The following is a 20,415-nucleotide window of genomic DNA, read 5'->3' on the forward strand; positions in this document are numbered from 1 at the left end:
GAGACACGTACAACTAACTGACTAGCATTTAAACTATCTTGGTTTCACTTTGCGGGTTTGTCCGTCAAAGGAAGGTTTGTTGGTCGCTCCCAATCTTGGCAAAATTCGATAAACGTTTTGAGCAATGGGCTTTGATATTTCTCTTTATGAACCAGTAACCAGAAGCGACGTTTCATATCTAAAGGCATGTCGAGCAGTTTTACGCGGCCGTCACGAATAGCAGGTTCTGCAGACAAACGTGACAAGCAGCCCAAGCCTAACCCTGCCGATACTGAGTTGATCAACGCTTCGGTGGTATTGAGCTGAAAAGCTTCATGCCAATGTTCCAAGCGCGGTGCGACAACGCGCATAAAAAATTCGCGTGAACCAGATCCTGCCTCTCGCAATATCCATTCACTGTTTTCTAGCTCGGTTAAGTTTACTGGCCCTTCGTGCGCGGCTGGGTAATCGGGCGCGCAAATCACGCACATTTCATCTTCGCTAAACTGGGTAGACTGCAATTCAGGGTGAAGTGTTTTGCCCTCAATGAGGGCTATGTCTAACTCGTAATCGGTCAGCATGTCGCAGATTTGTGCGGAGTTAGAAATGAACAGGCTTTGAGAGCGATGGTTCGTTTGCTGACGAAATTCGCTAAGCAAATAGGGCGCGACTTGGTTGCCAATGGTGTCGCTGGCACCAATGCGAAGTTGGCCCGATAGCGCTTGGTCACCATCGAAAATGCTCTCGATGTCTTTGGCTCGGTTGAGTAACTCATCCGCCAGTGGTAGCAGTTTTTGACCTTCTTGGTTCAAAATCAGTCGGTTATTAACACGATCAAACAAGTGATGGCCGATCTGTTTTTCTAATTCTGAGAGTGCCATGCTCACTGCGGCTTTCGATAAAAAGAGACTATCAGAAGCCGCTGTGAGCGTTTTGTGCTGCGTGATCGTCGTAAACACTTTCAGTTGTTTAAGAGAAATGTGACTTGCCATACCCCACCGTTAAGTAATTCTGAACGTTTGTTTTAAATAATTAGATATATCGGAACGAAGTGCAAGCGTATTATACGCCCCATCAAAAGTGAGTCTGGTTGAGGTCATCATGATTCAAAGAACAAAAGCAAAAGTAATGGGAGCACCAACTCCAATGGCGGGTTTGGCTCTTGGTATTGCAAGCTTGGGCTGGAGTTGGGAGAACTTCGCCGAATTACATGGCTACGGACAGTGGATTAGTGCGGGTATCGCGAGCATATTATTGGCTATATTGGCAACCAAGTTTTTGCTACATAATCATCTATTGAGACAAGATCTTGCTCATCCGGTTGTGGGCAGCGTGGTTCCGACATTTGCGATGGGCACTATGGTGGTATCGAACTCTCTCGGCCATTTTTACCCATTAGCTGGCGATGCGCTTTGGCTGATTGCGGTGGTTTTGCACATCGTGTTCTTGGTGAGCTTTGTTTACCATCGCGCCAAAGATTTTGAATTGCACCACATGGTTCCTAGTTGGTTTGTACCGCCAGTGGGTATCATCGTTGCGGATGTGTCTTTCTCTGGCAACCCGATGTTAGCACCAGTGGCACAAGGTGCATTGATGTTTGGTATGGTGGCGTACGCGATCATGTTGCCGATGATGATTTACCGTTTCATGTTTACCCATGAAATTCCGGATGCAGCGAAACCAACCATGGCAATTATGGCGGCACCAGCAAGTCTATCATTGGCAGGGTACTTAACGGTCACTGCGACACCATCACCAGTGATCATCGCTATGCTATTTGGTATCGCGGTATTGATGACAGCCATCATTTACCTCGCATTCTTTAAATTGCTTAGACTGCCATTTAGCCCAGGCTATGCGGCGTTCACTTTCCCGATGGTGATCGGTGCGACGGCGCTGTTTAAAATGGCGAATTGGATGGAGTTGCAAGGATTGGCTGCGCACTATGTTCAACAAGTGCGAGGCTTAGCTAGTCTTGAGTTGATTGTGGCAACATTTGTTGTCTCTTATGTGGCCTTACAATACATCAACAACTTGTTGATTCAGCCACGCTTGATGCACGCTCATCACGCTTAAATAGCAGATAGGAAAAAGCCTCTTGGTCTTACAACCAAGAGGCTTTTTTATTTCAATCGGCGTCGATGTTGGACGCTAGCCTTTTTTGTAAAATCGCGACATCTCATCCAGAGAATGACGAATGATATCGACAGGAACTTTCTGTTCTTTCTCGACTTTTAACTGGCGATTCAGTTGCTGAGAGTGCCCGCCAGGGTTGACCACAAGCATCAGTTCTTTGCCGACCAATGCATAGTTGTAGTAGCTGCCTGCAATATACCAATCGCGAGAGGCTGAGCTATCAAACAAGTTATGACCAACGCTGTATGAACTCGTTGTGCCTTGAACGTCAAACAGCGTATTCATCATGGTTGGCACGACGTCAAAATGGGTCGTGCGGTAATCAACTTGCTCTGGCTGACGATTTGGCATGTACACGTAAAGAGGCACATGTACTTGAACGTCACTGTAGTTACCCGTGTGGCCCCAATAGTTCATCTTATGGTCATTAAACTCTTCACCATGATCTGATGAAATCACCACAATGGTATTGTCTAAGTCGACGTTTTTCAGCACATCACCAATCAAGCTATCGATGTAGTACAACGAGTTCTTGTATCGATTATGGTAAAGCGAAGCGTCAAAATCGTTGTTGAGCAAAATGTGGTCAACGCGTTCCCAGTATGGTTTGAATTTCGCAAATTCAGGTTCGGGAAATACTGTGCCATGGGCGGCATCGTAGAACAGAAAACCAAAGTACGGCTTGTCGCTATCCTGCTTTTGGAACTCGATGAACTTGTCTGTTATCTGCTGATCGCGCTCGACAGCTGTTTCCCCAGTTTGTTTCAGGGTCAAGTCCGACACTTTTTTGAATGCCGTGCGAGAAAGTGGCGGGCTGGTGAGCGGTGCCGAGCCAAAAATGCCCATGCGGTAGCCTTCTGCTTGCAGCGTATCCATAAAAACAGGAGAGCGTTGACTTGCGTAAAAGCTTTCCCAGTAGGTCGCTGGCAAGCTGTAAAACAGGCTGAAAATACCCGCTTGAGTTGAGTTGCCGCCGCTCATATGTTGTGTGAAATTCACTGTTTTTTCGGCGAACTTGCTGACATTTGGCATGACTTCCGGCGTCGCATCACTGTAGCGCCACGCATCAACCAAGATAAACAAGACATTGGGCTGTTTCTCTTTGCTTTGCACTTGAATCGGCGCAAGCGGATAGTTGAGTGAGCTACGTTCAATGTTGGTTAACTCTACGCGGTTCTTCGATGCAATGTTCTCATCCACTAGGTCGTGTTTGTAAATAAATTTACGAGCCGTCAGCGGGTAGTAAAGTGGCCAGTTATTCGAAAACTGACTGACTTCATCGTCGTAAAGTGCGTTTTTGTACGCATGAATCATCTGCGTGCTAAGCAATACAGCAAACCAGACGCTGATCAAAACGAACTTAGCTCGGCTTTGTGCCAGTTGATTACTTACCCAAACGGTACAAGCGAGCCCGATCACCAGAACGGAAATTTCACTGATGAAGATTAGCCAACTCATCCACGAAATATCGAAGACATCACCGCCACCTTCGAAAAACATACGGATTAATAGGGCGTTGATGTGAAGTTTGTATTGCTGAAAAACGAGGATATCGACTTTAAACATGATCAATAGACAGATCGCGATAGCGATCACGATACCTTTGAATGCTCGAGTCGGTAGAAAAGAGAGCAATAAACTCAACAACATAAATGGAAGAGCGATCAAGCCCAGCCAGCCATATTGAGTCGAAACCAAATAGTAACCTTGCAACAAGGTTAGCGGTTCATTCTGATTGTTAGACAACACAAAAGGATAACAAGCGATCGACAGGTACACTGCAAAGCAAGCAAAAAAAGCAATCAGCCAAGCGCTGTTGGAAGACAGTTTGCGAAACATACTTTTTGTTCGTTTATAAATTATGGGTAGAGGGAGTATAAAACAGTGTTTTTTATTATGGAATAGTTGCGACGAATGTCACATTTTGTATGGAAGTGTCAGACTTGATTGACATGTGAAAATTCAGAAGATTCATACTCTATTTGAGTGATATATAACCTTTTGTTTTTTCCGAACGCGAGATCACTGCGGGTTTAAATGGGGCTGTGCTAAGCTAGCTAACAGTTTCAATCGGCGCTCGGTATTCCCAATTTGTTTACTGTTTATCACTCCAACCAAGTTGACGTTCTTAAATCACTCCTTGTCGAACTGATTCGAATCAGTCCGCTGGAAAACCCGTTCGAAAAAGAACAAATTCTGGTTCAAAGTCCGGGCATGTCCCAGTGGCTAAAAATGGAATTGGCCAAAGAGTTTGGTGTTGCCGCGAACATTGATTTTCCGCTCCCTGCTACTTTCATTTGGGAAATGTTTACGCAGGTGTTGCCAGACGTGCCAAAACGCAGTGCGTTTAACAAAGAAGCGATGACGTGGAAGTTGATGCATCTGCTGCCGGGGCTTCTCAACCAAGAGGTGTTTTCGCCGTTAGCGCAGTACCTCAAAGATGACATTGACCACTCTAAGCTGTATCAGCTGGCTGAGAAAATTGCCGATATTTTCGATGGTTACTTGGTGTATCGTCCGGAATGGATCGCAAGTTGGGAAGCTGGGCAGAGTGTGCCAGAGCTGGAAGATGAGCATCCGTGGCAGCCGATCTTATGGCAAGCGTTGTATGATCACACTGTGTCATTAGGGCAGTCTCCTTATCACCGTGCCAACCTTTATGAGCACTTTATCGACACGTTAGAGAGTTTTAACTGCAATTTTGACCATTTACCCAAGCGTTTGTTTGTTTTTGGCATTTCTTCGTTGCCGCCTCGCTATATGGATGCGCTAAAAGCAATTGGTGAACACATCGACGTGCATCTGATGTTCACCAACCCTTGTCGTTATTACTGGGGTGAAGTTCGAGATCGCAAATATCTGGCTCGTTTGGCGGCGAAACATCGTCAGCACGTTGTGTGGCAGGACGATCACTCGGAAGTGCAAGGTGAAACTGAGCAACTGAAAGGATCACTGGAAGATAATGTGATCGATGAGCTGCACACCGATGTGGTCGGAAACAGTCTGTTGGCATCCATGGGTAAACTCGGGCGCGACAATATGTATCTGTTGTCTCAGCTGGAATCTCATGAAATCGAAGCCTTTGTTGATGTTGAGCGCGACAGTCTGCTCCATCAATTGCAAGCGGATATTCTCAATCTTGAAGAACATCAAGATGACCAACAGATTGAAAACAGTCATCACAAACAAGTGGTTAGCTTGGGTGATAAATCACTGAGCCTACACGCTTGTCACAGCCCGATGCGTGAAGTGGAAGTGCTGCATGATCAACTGTTGGCGATGTTCGATGCTGACCCAACGTTAAAACCGCGCGATATTATCGTGATGGTCGCGGACATCAACGCTTACAGCCCTGCGATTCAGGCGGTCTTTGGTAACGCGCCGGGTGAGCGTTTTATTCCATATTCGATTTCTGACCGAACCGCCGATCAAGAGAGCCCAATTCTGGCCGCATTTATGCAGTTGGTGAACTTACCCAATACGCGCTGTTTGGCATCAGAACTACTCGAACTTCTGGAAACTCCAGCGATATTAAAGCGTTTTGAACTCAGCGAAGATGATTTTTTACAAGCCAAACAATGGGTTGAGGAATCGGGGATTCGCTGGGGATTGGACGCCAATACCGGATGCGAATTTGAACTGCCGGAAACCCGTCAAAACACATGGCAATTTGGTATTCAACGAATGTTGCTTGGCTACGCGATGCCAGAATCCGCAGGTTTGTTTGAAACCGAGCAAGGCAGTTTGTCTCCGTACAACGAAGTACAAGGCATGGGCGCAGAGCTGGCGGGCAAGTTGGCACACTTTATCCAACAAATTAGCACTTATCGAAGCAAACTTTCTCATGTTCAGACTATTGATGGTTGGCGAGAGACTTTAGTTTTACTGCTGGATGACTTCTTCTCAGTTGAGTTAGAAGGCGAAATGGCGCTCAAATCCATTCGCGATACGCTCAGCCAACTCAAAGAGCAATTAGCTGATGCCGCATTTGATGATGCGTTATCGCCGTCGATCATCAGCCAATACCTTCAAAACAAATTATCTGGCACACGAGTCAGCCAGCGCTTCCTTGCTGGTCAAGTGAACTTTTGTACCCTGATGCCGATGCGCTCTATTCCGTTTAGAACTGTTTGTCTGTTGGGGATGAATGACGGCGTGTATCCGCGCTCCATGCCGCCAGAAGGCTTTGACTTGATGACAGGAAGAACCAAACCGGGCGACCGTTCGCGCCGAGATGATGACCGTTACCTATTCCTCGAAGCGATGTTGTCTGCACAGCAAACGCTCTACATCAGTTATGTTGGTCGTTCAATCCAAGATAACACCGAGCGAGTGCCTTCGGTTCTGGTTTCTGAGCTGATGGAATACTGTCACCAAAACTATTGTTTAAGTGGTGATGAAGCGTTGCCCGTTGATGAGTCTGGCGACAACTTATTAAATGCGTTGGTGAATACCCACGCCATGGTGCCGTTTAGCCCGAGTGCGTTCCAAGGCATGCACGCCAGCTACGCGAAAGAGTGGATTCCAGCGGCATTGACTCAAAGTAGTCAATCGCAAGGCTATGTTCGTCGTGATTTTAATCGGGCATTAGACGACTATCTGTTAGGAGCGACGTTCCCACTTGAGCTCGACTTAGTCGAGTTGCAACGTTTCTGGCGCTTACCTGTGCAGTATTTTTTCAATCGTCGTTTAAAAGTGATCTTTGAACCGCCGCTACCGGTGATGGAAGACGACGAACCCTTTGTTTTAGGTGGTTTGGAAAGCTATCAAATGCGTGATGAGCTGTTAGAAACCTTGCTTGAAACGACATTGATGCAGCCAGAGAAAAAAACAGAGGTGCTTAAACACTTTATGAGTCAACAGCGCGCGCAAGGCAAACTACCGGTGGGGGCGTTTGGTGATATCGAGTTTGAAACCAACCGAGTTCAGGCGGAAGAGCTGGTGGATAAACTGGCGTTTTTATCTGGTGCACCTCAAGACGATTTGGAAATCGACCTGACGTTTGATTCCTTGTTTGAGCGAAATGAAGGCGAAGAGAAAAACGTTCGCCTAACAGGTTGGCTAACTCAATGCTACCAATCCGGTTTGATTCGCTATCGAAGCGGTAAGATTCGATCGCAGGATTACCTTGCAGCGTGGATCGATCACCTTGCCATGTCGGCGTCGGGTCATGCTAAGAAAACCCACATCATTGGTTACGATCGTAAAGAAGGCGCACTGCATTTGATCTACCCAGAAATTGCCGATGCGCAGTATGCCAAACAGCTACTGACTGAATTAGTTCGCTTATTTTTCGAAGGCATGACTAAGCCTTTGCCTTATTTCCCGAAAACGGCGTTGGCTTGTGTTGAAGCGGGCTTTAGCCGCGGTCAGTGGGTAGATGACGAAGAGAAATCTTTGAAGAAAATGGCTGACGCATTCAATGATGGCTTCATGAGCCCGGGCGAAGGCAATAATGCGTACATCTCTCGAATTTGGCCTGCTTGGAATGATGAGTTGGCCTCAGAAGTTCGTTTGCTGACAGCATTAGTTTTGCAAGGTGCGCGCTTAGCGGTTCAAGACGCTGATGACGTAAAAGCGTAATAAAGACAGTTGGATAAAGAGAAGGAAGAGTAGGGTGGCCGCCAGAAAATCATTATTTTTTGTAGGGCGTTCGCTGTACGGCCACAAGGTCAGAGGGACCATGATACTTTTGTTTAATTCATTTGAGTTGTGCCGCCAAAAGGTTTGGCTTATCTCGTGGGGCGCATACTAACGGTACGTCTTATGGATAACCGTGAGAAAGATCTCACAAAGCTCTAAATTATCCAACTTGTTAAACATATTAATAGAATTTTTAACTATAGATCACATTTATTAGGTGATACGTCCTAGTAAATAATCCGGAGAGATTCAGCGTTATGGATCAAATGTCAGGTGCAGAGTGTCCTCTACATACATTAGACCGCACAGAGCAACCTCAACCAACGCCACTAGAACCGATGACGTTTCCTCTGCATGGTGCGAGGTTAATCGAGGCATCAGCAGGTACAGGTAAAACCTTCACTATTGCAGGTTTATATCTGCGCCTTTTGCTTGGTCACGGCAGCGCGGAAACTCGACATCGCGTACCGCTTACGGTCGACCAAATTCTGGTTGTAACCTTTACCGAAGCGGCAACTGCGGAATTGCGCGATCGTATCAGGGCAAGAATCCATGATGCGCGAATCGCGTTTGCGCGTGGACAGAGTTCCGACCCGGTGATCCAACCTTTGCTTAATGAGTTTGACGATCACAAGCAAGCCGCAGAAATTTTATTGCAGGCAGAGCGTCAGATGGACGAGGCGGCGGTCTACACCATTCACGGTTTTTGCCAACGTATGCTAACGCAAAATGCGTTTGAATCTGGCAGCCGATTTAATAACGAGTTTGTGACCGATGAAAGTCACCTAAAAGCGCAAGTTGTAGCCGATTACTGGCGCCGCAATTTCTACCCGTTGCCATTTACCTTGGCTGGGGAAATTCGCCAGCTATGGAGCTCTCCATCTGCGTTGTTGTCTGACATCAGCAATTACTTAACCGGTGCGCCGTTAATCCTTTCTGTTCCTGCAATGAAAGGCAGTTTGGCTGATCTTCATACTGAAAATCTGAAAAAAATTGATGAATTAAAAGCACAGTGGCGAGAAAGCCAAGATGACTTCTTCACGCTGATTTCAGATTCAGATATTAACAAACGCAGCTACACCAAAAAGTCTCTGCCGACGTGGTTGGAGGCGGTGAATGCTTGGGCGGCAACGGAAACCACAGGTTACGATTATCCAGACAAGCTGGAGAAATTCGCGCAAAACGTCTTGTTGGAAAAAACACCGAAAGGCAGTGCGCCGCAGCATGCGGTATTTGAAGCCATTGAAACATTTCTTGCCAATCCAATCAGCTTAAAAGCGCCACTGCTTGCTCATGCGGTTGAGCATTGTCGTGTGATGCTGGCCAACGCGAAAAATCAAAAACAGTGGCTCTCTTTCGATGATTTGCTGACGCAACTTTCTGCTTCTATCGATACGGACGAAAGCGAGCTTTTAGCGGCGCGTATTCGTACTTTGTATCCTGTCGCAATGATTGACGAGTTCCAAGATACCGACCCGCTTCAATACAGTATTTTCAGCCGTATTTATCTGAACAACCCGGAATGTGGTTTGTTTATGATCGGTGACCCCAAGCAGGCGATTTATGGCTTTCGTGGCGCAGACATTTTCACCTATATCAAAGCGCGTAACCAAGTAAGTGCCCACTACACGTTAGGAACCAACTGGCGTTCTAGCGCAGATATGGTGCAGGCGGTAAACCAAGTATTTGCTTTGCCTGATAGTCCATTTATCTATGATTCGGACATTCCGTTTTTACCCGTTAAGTACAGTCCCAATGCCGAAAAACGCATTTGGACTATGGGTGGCCAAAAGCAACCAGCGCTGACTTATTGGTTGCAAGAAGCGGACGATAAACCGCTACCAAAAGGCGAGTATTTGACTCGAATGGCAGAGGCGACCGCAAGCCAAATCCAAACCATTTTGACGCAGGCTCAACAGGGGCAAGCGTGTCTGGTGAATGGCGAAAAACAGAAAGCGGTTCAAGCGGGCGATATCGCGGTGTTGGTTCGAACAGGTAGTGAAGGTCGAATGGTCAAACAAGCGCTGGTAGACCAAGGCATTGCCAGCGTGTATCTGTCTAACCGAGACAGTGTGTTTACCAGTTCGGTGGCGCAGGATTTACAGCGTTTGCTGCAAGCGGTGCTGACTCCAGAAAATGACCGTGCGCTGCGTGCAAGTCTTGCTTCTGAGCTGTTTGCCCTCGACGCAGCAAGTTTGGATGCACTTAATAACGATGAAGTGGTGTGGGAAAACGCCGTAAACGAATTCAAAGAATATCGCAAACTTTGGGTTCAACGTGGTGTGCTGCCGATGTTGCGCGCGGTGATCAGCAAACGCCATATTGCCGAGCGATTACTAGAAGAAGGTGCTAGTTCACAGGGTGAGAATGGTGAGCGAGTACTTACCGATTTAATGCACATCGGTGAACTGCTTCAACAAGCCAGTAATGAACTGGATAGCGACCACGGTCTGCTGCGTTGGCTCGCTCAGTCTATCAGTGATGCGGAAAACGGTTTGGGTGGCAGTGATGACCAAATCCAACGTTTAGAATCGGAACGTAACTTAGTGCAGATCGTAACTATTCACAAATCAAAAGGCTTGGAGTATGACCTCGTGTTTCTGCCGTTTGTGTTCAGCTATCGAGAAGCCAGTGAAGCCAAATATTACGATGCAGCCAATGACCGCACGGTACTGGATATCACTGGCAACGATGCGTCCATGAAGCAAGCGGATAAAGAGCGTTTGGCGGAAGACTTACGCTTGATATACGTGGCGTTAACGCGTGCTGTGTATGCGTGTTTTATTGGAGCCTCGCCTTTGCGCAATGGCCGTTCGACCAAAGAGCCAACCGGCGTACACCGCAGTGCGATTGGCTATTTGATTCAAAATGGTCAAGAAGGTGGCATTAACGATTTGTACCAAGGTTTAACAAAGCAACAAGACGAGCTTGATTGTGTCGTTGTGGCCGATCCGCCGCAGCAACTCGAAGAGAAGTACGTAGCGCCACAAGAAGAAATACACGATCTTAGCGCGAAAGAGCTGCAAAACCCTATCGATAGAAACTGGCGCATCACCAGTTATTCTGGCTTGGTCAAGCAAGGCTCTCATCACGCCGAGCATGATGCCACGATTGAGATTACGGGTTTTGATATCGACTCATCTGAAGAACAAGACGAAGCGGATTTGGTGGAGCCAGAGCGTTCGATTTTTACCTTCCCTCGTGGTGCGCGTCCGGGTACGTTCCTGCACAGCCTGTTTGAGGAAATTGAATTTACTCAGCCAGCCACGACGGAAGAGAATACACAAATCATCCTTGGCTTGATGGAAAGCGAACAGCTAGATGAAGAGTGGTTGCCCATTTTACAGCAATTGATTGATACCGTACTCGCAACGCCGTTGGATGGTAAGTCTTTGCTGCTGAATCAAAAAGCACCGTCGCAACGTTTGGTGGAGATGGAATTTTTGTTGCCGATTGAAGTGTTGTCTGCGCCGGCGTTAAACCGAGTCATTCAACGTCACGATCCGTTGTCGGCGAAAGCGGGGGATTTAGGTTTCCAAACCGTGCAAGGCATGCTCAAAGGTTTTGTCGACTTGGTGTTTGAACATCAAGGTAAATACTACGTGCTTGACTGGAAATCGAATCATCTTGGCGACGATGTAACGCACTATCATGGTGAGGCTCTGAAATCGGCGATGGCGGATCACCGCTACGATTTGCAGTATCAGATTTATGCGTTAGCCCTGCATCGTTTCCTACACAGCCGATTGGCCAATTATGATTATGAACAGCACTTCGGTGGCGTGTATTACTTGTTCTTGCGCGGCATGGATGGGCAGAGTGACCACGGCATTTTTGCCGCGAAACCAACCTTAGACTTCTTACAAGAGATAGATCGTTTGATTGATGGTCAAGCACTTGAAACGCGCTCAACTCAAGCCGGGCAGATGGAGCTACTTTAATGACGACAAATCGCAATCTTCATTCTGGCCAAGATAGTCTATTGGTAGTGCTGGAACGCTTGGCGCACAAAGGTGCTATTCGTCAGCTCGACTACCAATTCGCCTGCTTTATTGATTCTCAAGCGCATGATGAATCGTCGGACAGCCAAGCATTGGCGTTTATCGCTGGTGTTGTCAGTAGTGAGCTCGGCAAAGGACATATCTGTCTGTCTCTGTTCGATGCACAAGGGCAATCTGCGGATTTAGCCAGTAAGTTAGGGCTGTTTGGTGAGTCGGCATTGGCGCTCAACACACAGTTGCAAGGCATAGACTGGATTCAAGTATTACAAAATTCCAGCGTGGTCGGCGCGCAAGGAGAAGCCTTGCCTTTAATGTTCGATGGTGAGCGTCTGTATCTGCATCGCTATTGGCATTATGAAGTGACACTGGCGGAAAAGCTCAATCAGTTGGGCGCCGCAGTTAACTTGCAACCACAAGAGTTTGCGCGATTATCCGAGTTGCTCAACTATTTGTTTGCACGCCAATACCATTTTCTGTTTAACGCGTTAGGCAAAGCAGTAGAAGCGGGAAGCAGCAACCAAGTGTTGCGTCAACAATTGGTGTGTGACCACCTTGATGTGGTCGCAAGCGAATCGTTGGATTGGCACGCGATTGATTCCGTGCTTAGCAATGCGCGTAAGGTTCAAGATTTGCAAACACTGGATGAACTCGTGCCACTCTCAGCTTGTGTGAACTGGCAAAAAGTCGCGGCGGCGGTTGCGTTAACTCGTCGATTTGCTGTGATTTCTGGTGGCCCTGGTACGGGTAAAACGACGACAGTAACCAAATTGCTTGCTGCTTTGATTGAACAGGCGACGCAAGAGAAAAATCTAACCATTAAGCTGGTGGCCCCGACGGGGAAAGCGGCGGCGCGATTAACCGAGTCCATTGGTAAAGCGGTGCAAGAACTGCCAGTTTCTCCGGAGCTAAAAGCCAAAATTCCGACTGAATCGAGCACTTTACATCGGTTGCTGGGCGCGATTCCTAATAGTGCAGAATTTCGTCACAACAAGCAAAATCCACTGCATTTGGATATTTTAGTTATCGACGAAGCGTCGATGGTCGATTTACCAATGATGTACAAAGTGGTCGATGCCTTACCGAAACATGCGCGGCTGATTTTGTTAGGTGATAAAGACCAACTTGCCTCAGTTGAAGCTGGGGCTGTGTTGGGTGATATCTGTTCGTTCCATGCATTGGGTTATGGCAAAGAGCAGGCGTCAGCCATCGCAAAACTGACGGGTTTCGATACTTTAGCGCATACGGGTAACAGTGCATCTAGCATTGCTGATAGTTTATGTATGCTGCAAAAGAGCTACCGATTTGACGCTCGCTCAGGCATTGGTCAGTTGGCAAAAGCGGTTAACTCAGGTTCTGCTGCGAGCGTAGATAACGTCTGGGCGCGTGACTTTTCTGACATCGAACATTTCGCGCTAAGTAGTCAACATTACAACCAAATGATGCAGACGTTGGTGCAGGAATACGGTCGTTACCTCAAACGCATTGGACAACAGGAAACTGATCCTAAAACCGGAAAGCCAGAGTCGCTAACGCACAAAGCCAAAGCGGTGTTAGATACTTTCAACCAATGCCGACTGCTGTGCGCGATCCGTGAAGGTGACTTTGGTGTGGCTGGGCTAAACCAGCGCATCGAGAAAGCGCTCGCGGCGCGCAAGTTCATTCAAGTTCAGGATGAAATTTGGTATCACGGCAGACCCGTTATGGTTACGCGTAATGATCACGGTTTAGGTTTGTATAACGGTGATATTGGTATTTGCATGCGAGATGACACTGAAGAAGAACCGCGTTTGAAAGTCTTTTTTGAGTTACCTGACGGCAGTGTGAAATCGGTCTTACCGAGCCGAGTACCTGAACATGAAACGGCTTACGCCATGACCATCCATAAATCGCAAGGCAGTGAATTTGATTACACCCTGATGATTTTGCCACCAGACTTTAGCCCGATATTAACCCGTGAGTTGATTTACACAGGCATTACCCGCGCGAAAAAGCGTTTAGCTCTTTACGCCGAACTTAATGTTCTGAAGCGAGGCATTAAGGTGAAAACCACTCGTGCGAGTGGGTTAGTACAGCGGCTTACTAACTAAAACAAGAAGACCGAGCTTATGGCTCGGTCTTCTTTTATGCATGTTTTGCAAACGCGTTGGTAAAAGACACGCTGCGTATTTTGTATTGCTGTTGATAAGCAAGAATAAAATCTCGGATAGCGTCATTTACGGGGAAAACACAGTGGACGTCTAGGCCTTCTAAAAACTGATTGTCAGCCATATCCCAGAAGCTTTGAAGCGAATTACAAATGATTGTTCTCATAACAGTGCTCGTCTCGGCTTATTTAAAGTCAGATTAACAACTGTCCTTGGTGTGCAATACGGAGCTAACTAGTTTTTCAATTGCCCAGTATTTTAGGGTGAAGGCTACATTACATCACCTAGATCCATTCGTATTGGTTAAAAACCAATCACTAGCGAGCAGAGTATAGCCAACCAAATGTATATTTAAAAGATAAAATTGGAACAAAAATCAAGCAATGGTTTGCGCATATCTAAGTTGGGTTTACATGATGACCCGCTAGTCCGGAGTAGGGGTTATGTGTGGCCTTACTCCTAAACAAACTCGTTCCTAAACAAGCTCGATGTGCAGGGTTGAGCGTTAATGAACTAAATCCTGCCCTTTGAGGTTAGTTGGTATAGTGGAACGTTAAGTTTCGCTCCCTGATTTAAGGTTAAGCTATAAATCTAACGCTAAGATTTTGGACTTACGCTGGAAGTTATATAACCCTTGTTTGGCTCCAGGCAAATAGTCGACACTGACTTCGTAAAAACCTTGCTCTCTAAACCAATGCAAACTGTGTGTCGTGAGGACAAAAATCTGATCAATGGTTTCGGATTTAGAACGATGTTTCATGTAGTTGAGCAGTAACAAACCTCGGTTTCCATCACGATAGTCAGGGTGAATCGCTACGCAAGCCATCTCAGCTTTACGCTCTTCTGGGTATGGATAAAGGGCAGCACAGCCAATAATCAAGCCGTCTTTTTCGATGATGGTAAATTTTCCTATCTCTTGCTCTAGCTGCTCTCGAGAGCGCCTAACGAGTACACCTTGTTCTTCTAAAGGGCGAATGAGGTCTAAGATACCGCCAATATCGTCAATATTAGCTTGCCTCACTTGTTCAGCACTCGCCATAACAACTTGGGTACCGATACCGTCGAAAGAGAACAACTCCTGAATTAAGGCGCCATCTACTTTATAACTGATCAAGTGGCTACGAGGTACTCCGGCACGGCAAGCGGCAATAGAGCCTTTAAGAAAGCGCAGTGTCCCAGTGTTGTAATCTAGGTCAGGAGACGTATTTTCAGAAAGCGTTTTGATGACATGCTCCGCCTCAATTGGTAGTAACTCGGCGACAGCATTGCCGTTGTCATCAATGACACCTTGTTCGGAGCAAAAACCAATCAGCTTATCCGCACCCAGCTTTATCGCTAGTTGGGTGGCGACTTCTTCCGATAATAAATTGAAGCACTCGCCAGTCACAGAGCTAGCAATGGGACCTAGCAGAACAATTGAACCTTGATCAAGAGTGCGGTTGATAGCATCGGTGTCAATGCGGCGAATGCGTCCACTATGGCAATAGTCCACACCATCATCAACGCCGAGTGGCTGAGCAATGATGTAGTTTCCGCTAACGACATTGAGCTGGGTGCCTGCCATCGGAGTGTTGTTGAGGCTCATTGATAGGCGCGCAGTAATCGCAAGCTGAAGTTGTCCGGCAGCTTGCATAACAACAGATAAAGCCGATTCATCCGTAATGCGGATATTTTTGTGGTAAGGCGTAGTGAGGTCTTGTTTTTCTAGCAGCTGATTAATTTGAGGACGTGCACCATACACCACCACGACTTTGATTCCGAGGCTGTGCATGAGTGCGATATCATTAATAATATTGCCAAAATTTTTGTGTGCGACGGCTTCTCCGCCCAGCATGATCACCATGGTTTTTCCGCGGTGAGCATTGACATAAGGTGTTGATTGACGGAATCCTTTTACGAGAGCAGTACTACGAATTTTCACTACAGCCATTCCATTGTTTAATTATGTTAAAATAATGCCTTTTTATTCACTTGGTGGCAAGGTGAAATTTTGGAATAAAGCACAAACATATTGAGGTAGGTTCTTGGTCCCGTTAAAAGGGAAGGTTACAATGGGTGCGTCTTTCCTCAATACGTGAACCTCATGTCTTCTGCTGTTAATAAGAATGCTGCGATCACTGCTTCAAATCTGTCAAAAACGTCATCTAAATCAATGCTTCGTAAGTGGCTAGAGCGTTCTCTCATGCTTATAGCGATAGTTGGAACCGTTGTCGTGTGCATGCTGTATAGTGATTTGATTACTCGAACCATTAATCCGCCCATTCCCAAATCGATAATTTATGGTCGCTGGGTTGAGCAAGATGTTGCGCCTTATGCTCGTGAAGAATTTGTGTTGAGTGAGCGCGGTGTTACCGTAAATGGTTCTACAGTGGCGACCAGTTTTGAATTCGATGGGGATTCGTTTTCGTATCGAGTGGGTTCAAATGAGCGGCACTTCAATTTTGTGGGTAAGCAGCATGCAGAAATGAAGCTGGATGCTAATGCACATTATCTACCTGTATTCCGTTTAGAGGGGCGTGCAAGGATTGCGGTAAGATAGTCGTTTTTATTATTGTCTCTTAAGCTGACAGCTTTTTCGTCTGTGAGTCACATGGATGATCACAACTTCATCTCTCAATCAGTAAATTTTACTTTCAAACATAATCCGGACAATTCCGTAATTCTTCCGCTGTTATCATGTTGCATTAACTGAATGAATTTACAACGAGTAAACGGATTGGCTTAGCGTTGAAACATTTTGTCGTTGCTTTTCAATTGCGTCGTATTCATTTGTTTGCCATCCTTTTGCTATTCTCTTTTACGGAAAAGACACGTGTTAAAAAAACTCCTTCCTATTATCTCTTTGAGCCTACTCTTTGGCTGTGCTCAACAAAATGATCGTGCTCAGCAATATCTTGATGGTGAGTTTCCTCAGATCCTCAATAAAGTGGACGTAGTTGAGTCTAACAAACCACGCGATTTTACTGAATTTAACAAGCAAGCAGAGCAAGTGGTGATAAAGTCACCATCCATGGCGAAGATTTACCAACCGCTATATCAACGATTAAGTGAGTGGGCGCAACAAAGCGGAGACACCAGCGCGTTGAGTGCGTTTGGCATTCAAGCTGCGCAATTAGGCGGTGGTGATCAAAAAGGTAATGTACTGTTTACCGGATACTTTTCTCCCGTGATGGAGCTGCGTCATACACCAAACGACATTTTTAAGTACCCAGTTTATGGCAAGCCAAACTGCTCATCAGATTGTCCGACTCGCGCGGAGATCTACAACGGGGCATTAGATGGCCAAGGTTTAGTGCTAGGTTATGCGCCTAATCGTATTGACCCGTTTATGATGGAAGTGCAGGGCAGTGGCTATGTGCATTTTGAAGATGATGATACGTTGGAGTACTTCGCGTACGCAGGGAAAAATAATAAAGCTTACGTTAGTATTGGCCGCATTTTGATTGAACGTGGTGAAGTGCCGCGTGAAAAAATGTCCCTCAAAGCAATCAAAGAGTGGGTGATGGACAACGACGATGCGACAGTGCGCGAGTTGTTGGAGCAAAACCCTTCTTACGTCTTCTTTGCACCAAAAGCGGAAGCGCCAGTAACGGGGTCGGCTGGTATTCCTTTGTTGCCAATGGCGGCGGTCGCGGGTGACCGTTCTATCTTACCAATGGGGACACCAATCTTGGCGGAAGTACCATTGCTGAATGCGGATGGTACGTGGAGCGGTGCGCATCAACTGCGAATGCTGATCGTTTTAGACACTGGTGGTGCGGTAAAACAGAACCATTTGGATCTGTATCATGGCATTGGTGCGAGAGCAGGAACGGAAGCAGGGCACTACAAGCATTTTGGTCGAGTTTGGAAACTTGGTCTGGAAAACTCACCAACTCAAGCGCCTTGGGCTTTGCCGCCAGAAAAGCTACAATAGCGACCCAAGAAAGAGGAACACTCTCTTATCTAGACATTTCATCAAAGAGTGCGTATAAATCGCACTCTTTGTTTTTCTATCGATCATCTGGACTTCAATATGCGTGAACTCGATACCCCAGCATCTGACAGCTACAATCAACGCTTTGGCGGCACTCGTCGTCTTTATGGCAACAGTGAAGTAGACATTCTTCGCGCTGCACACGTTTGTGTGATTGGTATTGGTGGCGTAGGTTCATGGGCGGTGGAAGCGCTGGCTCGTACGGGGATCGGTGAGTTGACTCTGATTGATATGGACGATGTTTGTGTCACGAATATTAACCGCCAAATTCATGCGATGACGGGCACCGTTGGCCAAAGCAAAATTGAAGTGATGGCCGAGCGTGTCAAATTGATCAACCCAGAGTGTAAAGTCAATCTGATTGATGATTTCATCACGCCAGACAATCAACATGAGTACTTAAGCAAAGAATTTGATTACGTGCTAGATGCGATTGACAGCGTAAAAGCGAAGGCGTCTTTGTTGGCGTATTGCCGCAGCAACAAGATCAAAGTGATCACCACGGGTGGTGCTGGTGGTCAGGTTGACCCAACGCAGATCATGGTCGCTGATTTAACGAAAACGATCCAAGATCCTCTAGCGAAGAAAATCAAAGACACCCTGCGTCGTCATCATAACTTCCCTAAGAATCCGGCTCGTAAGTTTGGTATTGATTGCGTGTTTTCAACCGAGCAGCTGAAGTACCCTCAAGCAGACGGTTCAGTGTGTGGTGTGAAGTCGACAGCGGAAGGCCCAAAACGTATGGATTGTGCTAGCGGTTTTGGTGCGGCGACTGTTGTAACTGCAACGTTTGGCTTTGTCGCGGTATCGCGAATCGTTGAGAAGTTGATTTCAAAATATAAGAAGTAAACTAGAAGAAGAGCGCATCATGACAGATTTTCCCGTTTCTCCATTTGGTACAGATATCACCAGCGAAGACATTGTAGCGACTATGCAGCAACTTCAAGGCTGGGAAGATCGTTACCGTCAGGTTATTCAGTGGGGTAAAAAGCTGCCACAAATGCCAGAAGAGCTGAAATCAGAACAAGTTACCGTTTCGGGTTGTGAAAGCTTGGTGTGGTTAGTGAGCCAAGAGCAAGATGGCGTTTGGCATTTTTGTGGGGACTCCGATGCGCGTATCGTCCGTGGATTGATTGCCTTGGTAATGGCTGCTTATGACGGTAAAACGGCCGATCAAATTCAAGCATTTGATATTGATGCTTATTTTGATCAGCTGGGGCTTGTCTCCCATTTAAGCCCGTCACGTGGTAATGGCTTGAAAGCTATTGTAGAGCAGATTAAGCAAATCGCCGTGTAACGAGTCATTTTCCCAACTCTTAAAAAACGCCGAATAGCCTAGCTGTTTGGCGTTTTTTGTATCTGAGTTGAGATATTTTTTGCTTATGGATAAAAAGTATGCAAATGGTCGACTATTTTAGCGTTAATTAACCATTCTATTGATCCTGGTTCATTATATTGCCCACTTGGTTTTTATAAACTCAATTGTATTTAAAATTTTTCTATATTAGATAATAGACATATGCCCCATCCGCTCCTATTCCCCTATGTGGAAACACACTTGGAAGCGATTGGGTTACTTAGATACAAATGCTAGGAACCTCCCTATATGCAATTCACCTTGGAACATGCGCAAGACGTTTTATCCGGAATGCCAGACCCCACTTTTATTCTGAGTGAAGATGGTATCTATATTGATGTTTTTGGAGGAACAGATAAAAAAGCCTATCACGATGGAAGTAATTTGATAGGTGAGACGCTGCACAGCGTACTCGAGAAAGATAAAGCTGACTGGTTTATCGAACAGATAAAGCGGTCACTGAAACAAGACAGTATTGTGACGATCGAGTACAAGATGTGCGCCGACAGCATTCAGGGAATAGATGCTAACAGTGGGCCAAGAGGCGACCTATACTACGAAGGCAAGATCTGCCCACTCGCTATAAAATACCGGGGTCGTCGCGTTGTCCTTATTCTTACACGCAACATCTCCAATCGCCACCGAGTTGAAACCCTTCTTCGCCATCAAAGCCAAATAGATGCTCTCACCAATATCTACAACCGACGTGTTTTTTTCGAAAAGCTCACAGAAGAGGTCATTAAAGCTCAAGAGCCGAACTATCACTCCGCGTTGTTATTGTTTGATTTGGACTTTTTTAAAGTCATTAATGATAAACGTGGCCATGATGCGGGAGACCATGTCTTAGAAACGTTAGCTGATTTGGTTTCTCACTTACTCGTCAAAGACGAAATTTTCGCAAGAGTCGGAGGGGAGGAGTTTGCGATTATTTTGCCAGAAACTTCTCTGTCGGCGGCGAAAGAGGTAGGAGAGGAAGTACGTTCCCACATTCAAAATTGTCAGTTCGAATTTGAAAAGATTGAAATTCCGGTCACGGTGAGTGTAGGCGTGGTGGAAATAGGCAGAAATGAAACCACCAAACGTTTGTATGCGCATGCAGATAAAGCGCTTTATGCTGCGAAAAGAAATGGCAGAAATTGCGTGGCGACTCTGGATAGGCAGATGGAGTAACCTTGTTGG

General features: G+C 46.3%; 13 protein-coding genes. 9 read left to right on the top strand and 4 right to left on the bottom strand.

Features of this window, described 5'->3' with window-relative positions:
- Nucleotides 1–44 precede the first annotated feature (44 nt).
- Nucleotides 45–971, bottom strand: coding sequence for a LysR substrate-binding domain-containing protein (locus R7E29_RS15475; protein WP_005386506.1), 927 nt, complete (start codon nt 969–971; stop codon nt 45–47).
- 109 nt (nt 972–1,080) lie between these two features.
- Here R7E29_RS15475 and R7E29_RS15480 point away from each other — a divergent pair, with 109 nt between their 5' ends.
- Nucleotides 1,081–2,055: a TDT family transporter gene (locus R7E29_RS15480; RefSeq protein ID WP_005391714.1), complete on the top strand. Its 975-nt coding sequence runs from the start codon at nt 1,081–1,083 to the stop codon at nt 2,053–2,055.
- A gap of 75 nt (nt 2,056–2,130) precedes the next feature.
- Here R7E29_RS15480 and R7E29_RS15485 read toward each other — a convergent pair whose 3' ends face one another.
- Nucleotides 2,131–3,954 carry a DUF3413 domain-containing protein gene (locus R7E29_RS15485; protein ID WP_054576303.1) on the bottom strand — a complete coding sequence of 608 codons (1,824 nt, stop codon included), beginning with the start codon at nt 3,952–3,954 and terminating at the stop codon, nt 2,131–2,133.
- A gap of 252 nt (nt 3,955–4,206) precedes the next feature.
- Here R7E29_RS15485 and recC point away from each other — a divergent pair, with 252 nt between their 5' ends.
- The 3 genes from recC (at nt 4,207) to recD (ending at nt 13,846) form a co-directional block, all read left to right on the top strand.
- Nucleotides 4,207–7,698, top strand: a complete 3,492-nt coding sequence (gene recC, locus R7E29_RS15490; RefSeq protein WP_054576302.1) for an exodeoxyribonuclease V subunit gamma — start codon at nt 4,207–4,209, stop codon at nt 7,696–7,698.
- A 326-nt stretch (nt 7,699–8,024) separates the two neighbouring features.
- Entirely contained in the window at nt 8,025–11,699 is a 3,675-nt protein-coding gene (recB, locus tag R7E29_RS15495; protein ID WP_258630295.1) for an exodeoxyribonuclease V subunit beta, read from the top strand.
- The gene (recD, locus tag R7E29_RS15500; protein ID WP_054576301.1) at nt 11,699–13,846 is read left to right on the top strand and encodes an exodeoxyribonuclease V subunit alpha; all 2,148 of its coding nucleotides are present in this window, start codon (nt 11,699–11,701) and stop codon (nt 13,844–13,846) included. Before recB ends, recD begins: the two co-directional genes overlap by 1 nt.
- A 34-nt stretch (nt 13,847–13,880) precedes the next feature.
- Here the strand turns inward: recD and R7E29_RS15505 are convergent, their stop codons facing one another.
- Entirely contained in the window at nt 13,881–14,069 is a 189-nt protein-coding gene (locus R7E29_RS15505; protein ID WP_005380230.1) for a hypothetical protein, read from the bottom strand.
- A 417-nt stretch (nt 14,070–14,486) separates the two neighbouring features.
- Nucleotides 14,487–15,824, bottom strand: a complete 1,338-nt coding sequence (argA, locus tag R7E29_RS15510) for an amino-acid N-acetyltransferase (RefSeq protein WP_012841478.1) — start codon at nt 15,822–15,824, stop codon at nt 14,487–14,489.
- 162 nt (nt 15,825–15,986) lie between these two features.
- Here argA and R7E29_RS15515 point away from each other — a divergent pair, with 162 nt between their 5' ends.
- The 5 genes from R7E29_RS15515 to R7E29_RS15535 all read left to right on the top strand — a co-directional run bounded on the left by R7E29_RS15515 (nt 15,987) and on the right by R7E29_RS15535 (nt 20,406).
- A complete protein-coding gene (locus tag R7E29_RS15515) occupies nt 15,987–16,442 on the top strand; it encodes a DUF2850 domain-containing protein (RefSeq protein WP_054576300.1) in 456 nt (151 codons plus the stop codon).
- Nucleotides 16,443–16,715: 273 nt separating this feature from the next.
- Nucleotides 16,716–17,819 (top strand): murein transglycosylase A, encoded by a 1,104-nt coding sequence (gene mltA / locus R7E29_RS15520; RefSeq protein ID WP_054576299.1) that lies wholly within the window; start codon nt 16,716–16,718, stop codon nt 17,817–17,819.
- Between the two features lie 99 nt (nt 17,820–17,918).
- On the top strand, nt 17,919–18,728 hold the full coding sequence (tcdA, locus tag R7E29_RS15525) for a tRNA cyclic N6-threonylcarbamoyladenosine(37) synthase TcdA (protein WP_005380241.1): 810 nt from the start codon (nt 17,919–17,921) through the stop codon (nt 18,726–18,728).
- 19 nt (nt 18,729–18,747) lie between these two features.
- Entirely contained in the window at nt 18,748–19,176 is a 429-nt protein-coding gene (csdE, locus tag R7E29_RS15530; protein WP_054576298.1) for a cysteine desulfurase sulfur acceptor subunit CsdE, read from the top strand.
- Nucleotides 19,177–19,485: 309 nt separating this feature from the next.
- Nucleotides 19,486–20,406: a GGDEF domain-containing protein gene (locus R7E29_RS15535; RefSeq protein ID WP_054576297.1), complete on the top strand. Its 921-nt coding sequence runs from the start codon at nt 19,486–19,488 to the stop codon at nt 20,404–20,406.
- Nucleotides 20,407–20,415 lie beyond the last annotated feature (9 nt).

The organism is Vibrio sp. Vb1729 (assembly GCF_033338655.1).
GTDB lineage: Bacteria > Pseudomonadota > Gammaproteobacteria > Enterobacterales > Vibrionaceae > Vibrio > Vibrio alginolyticus.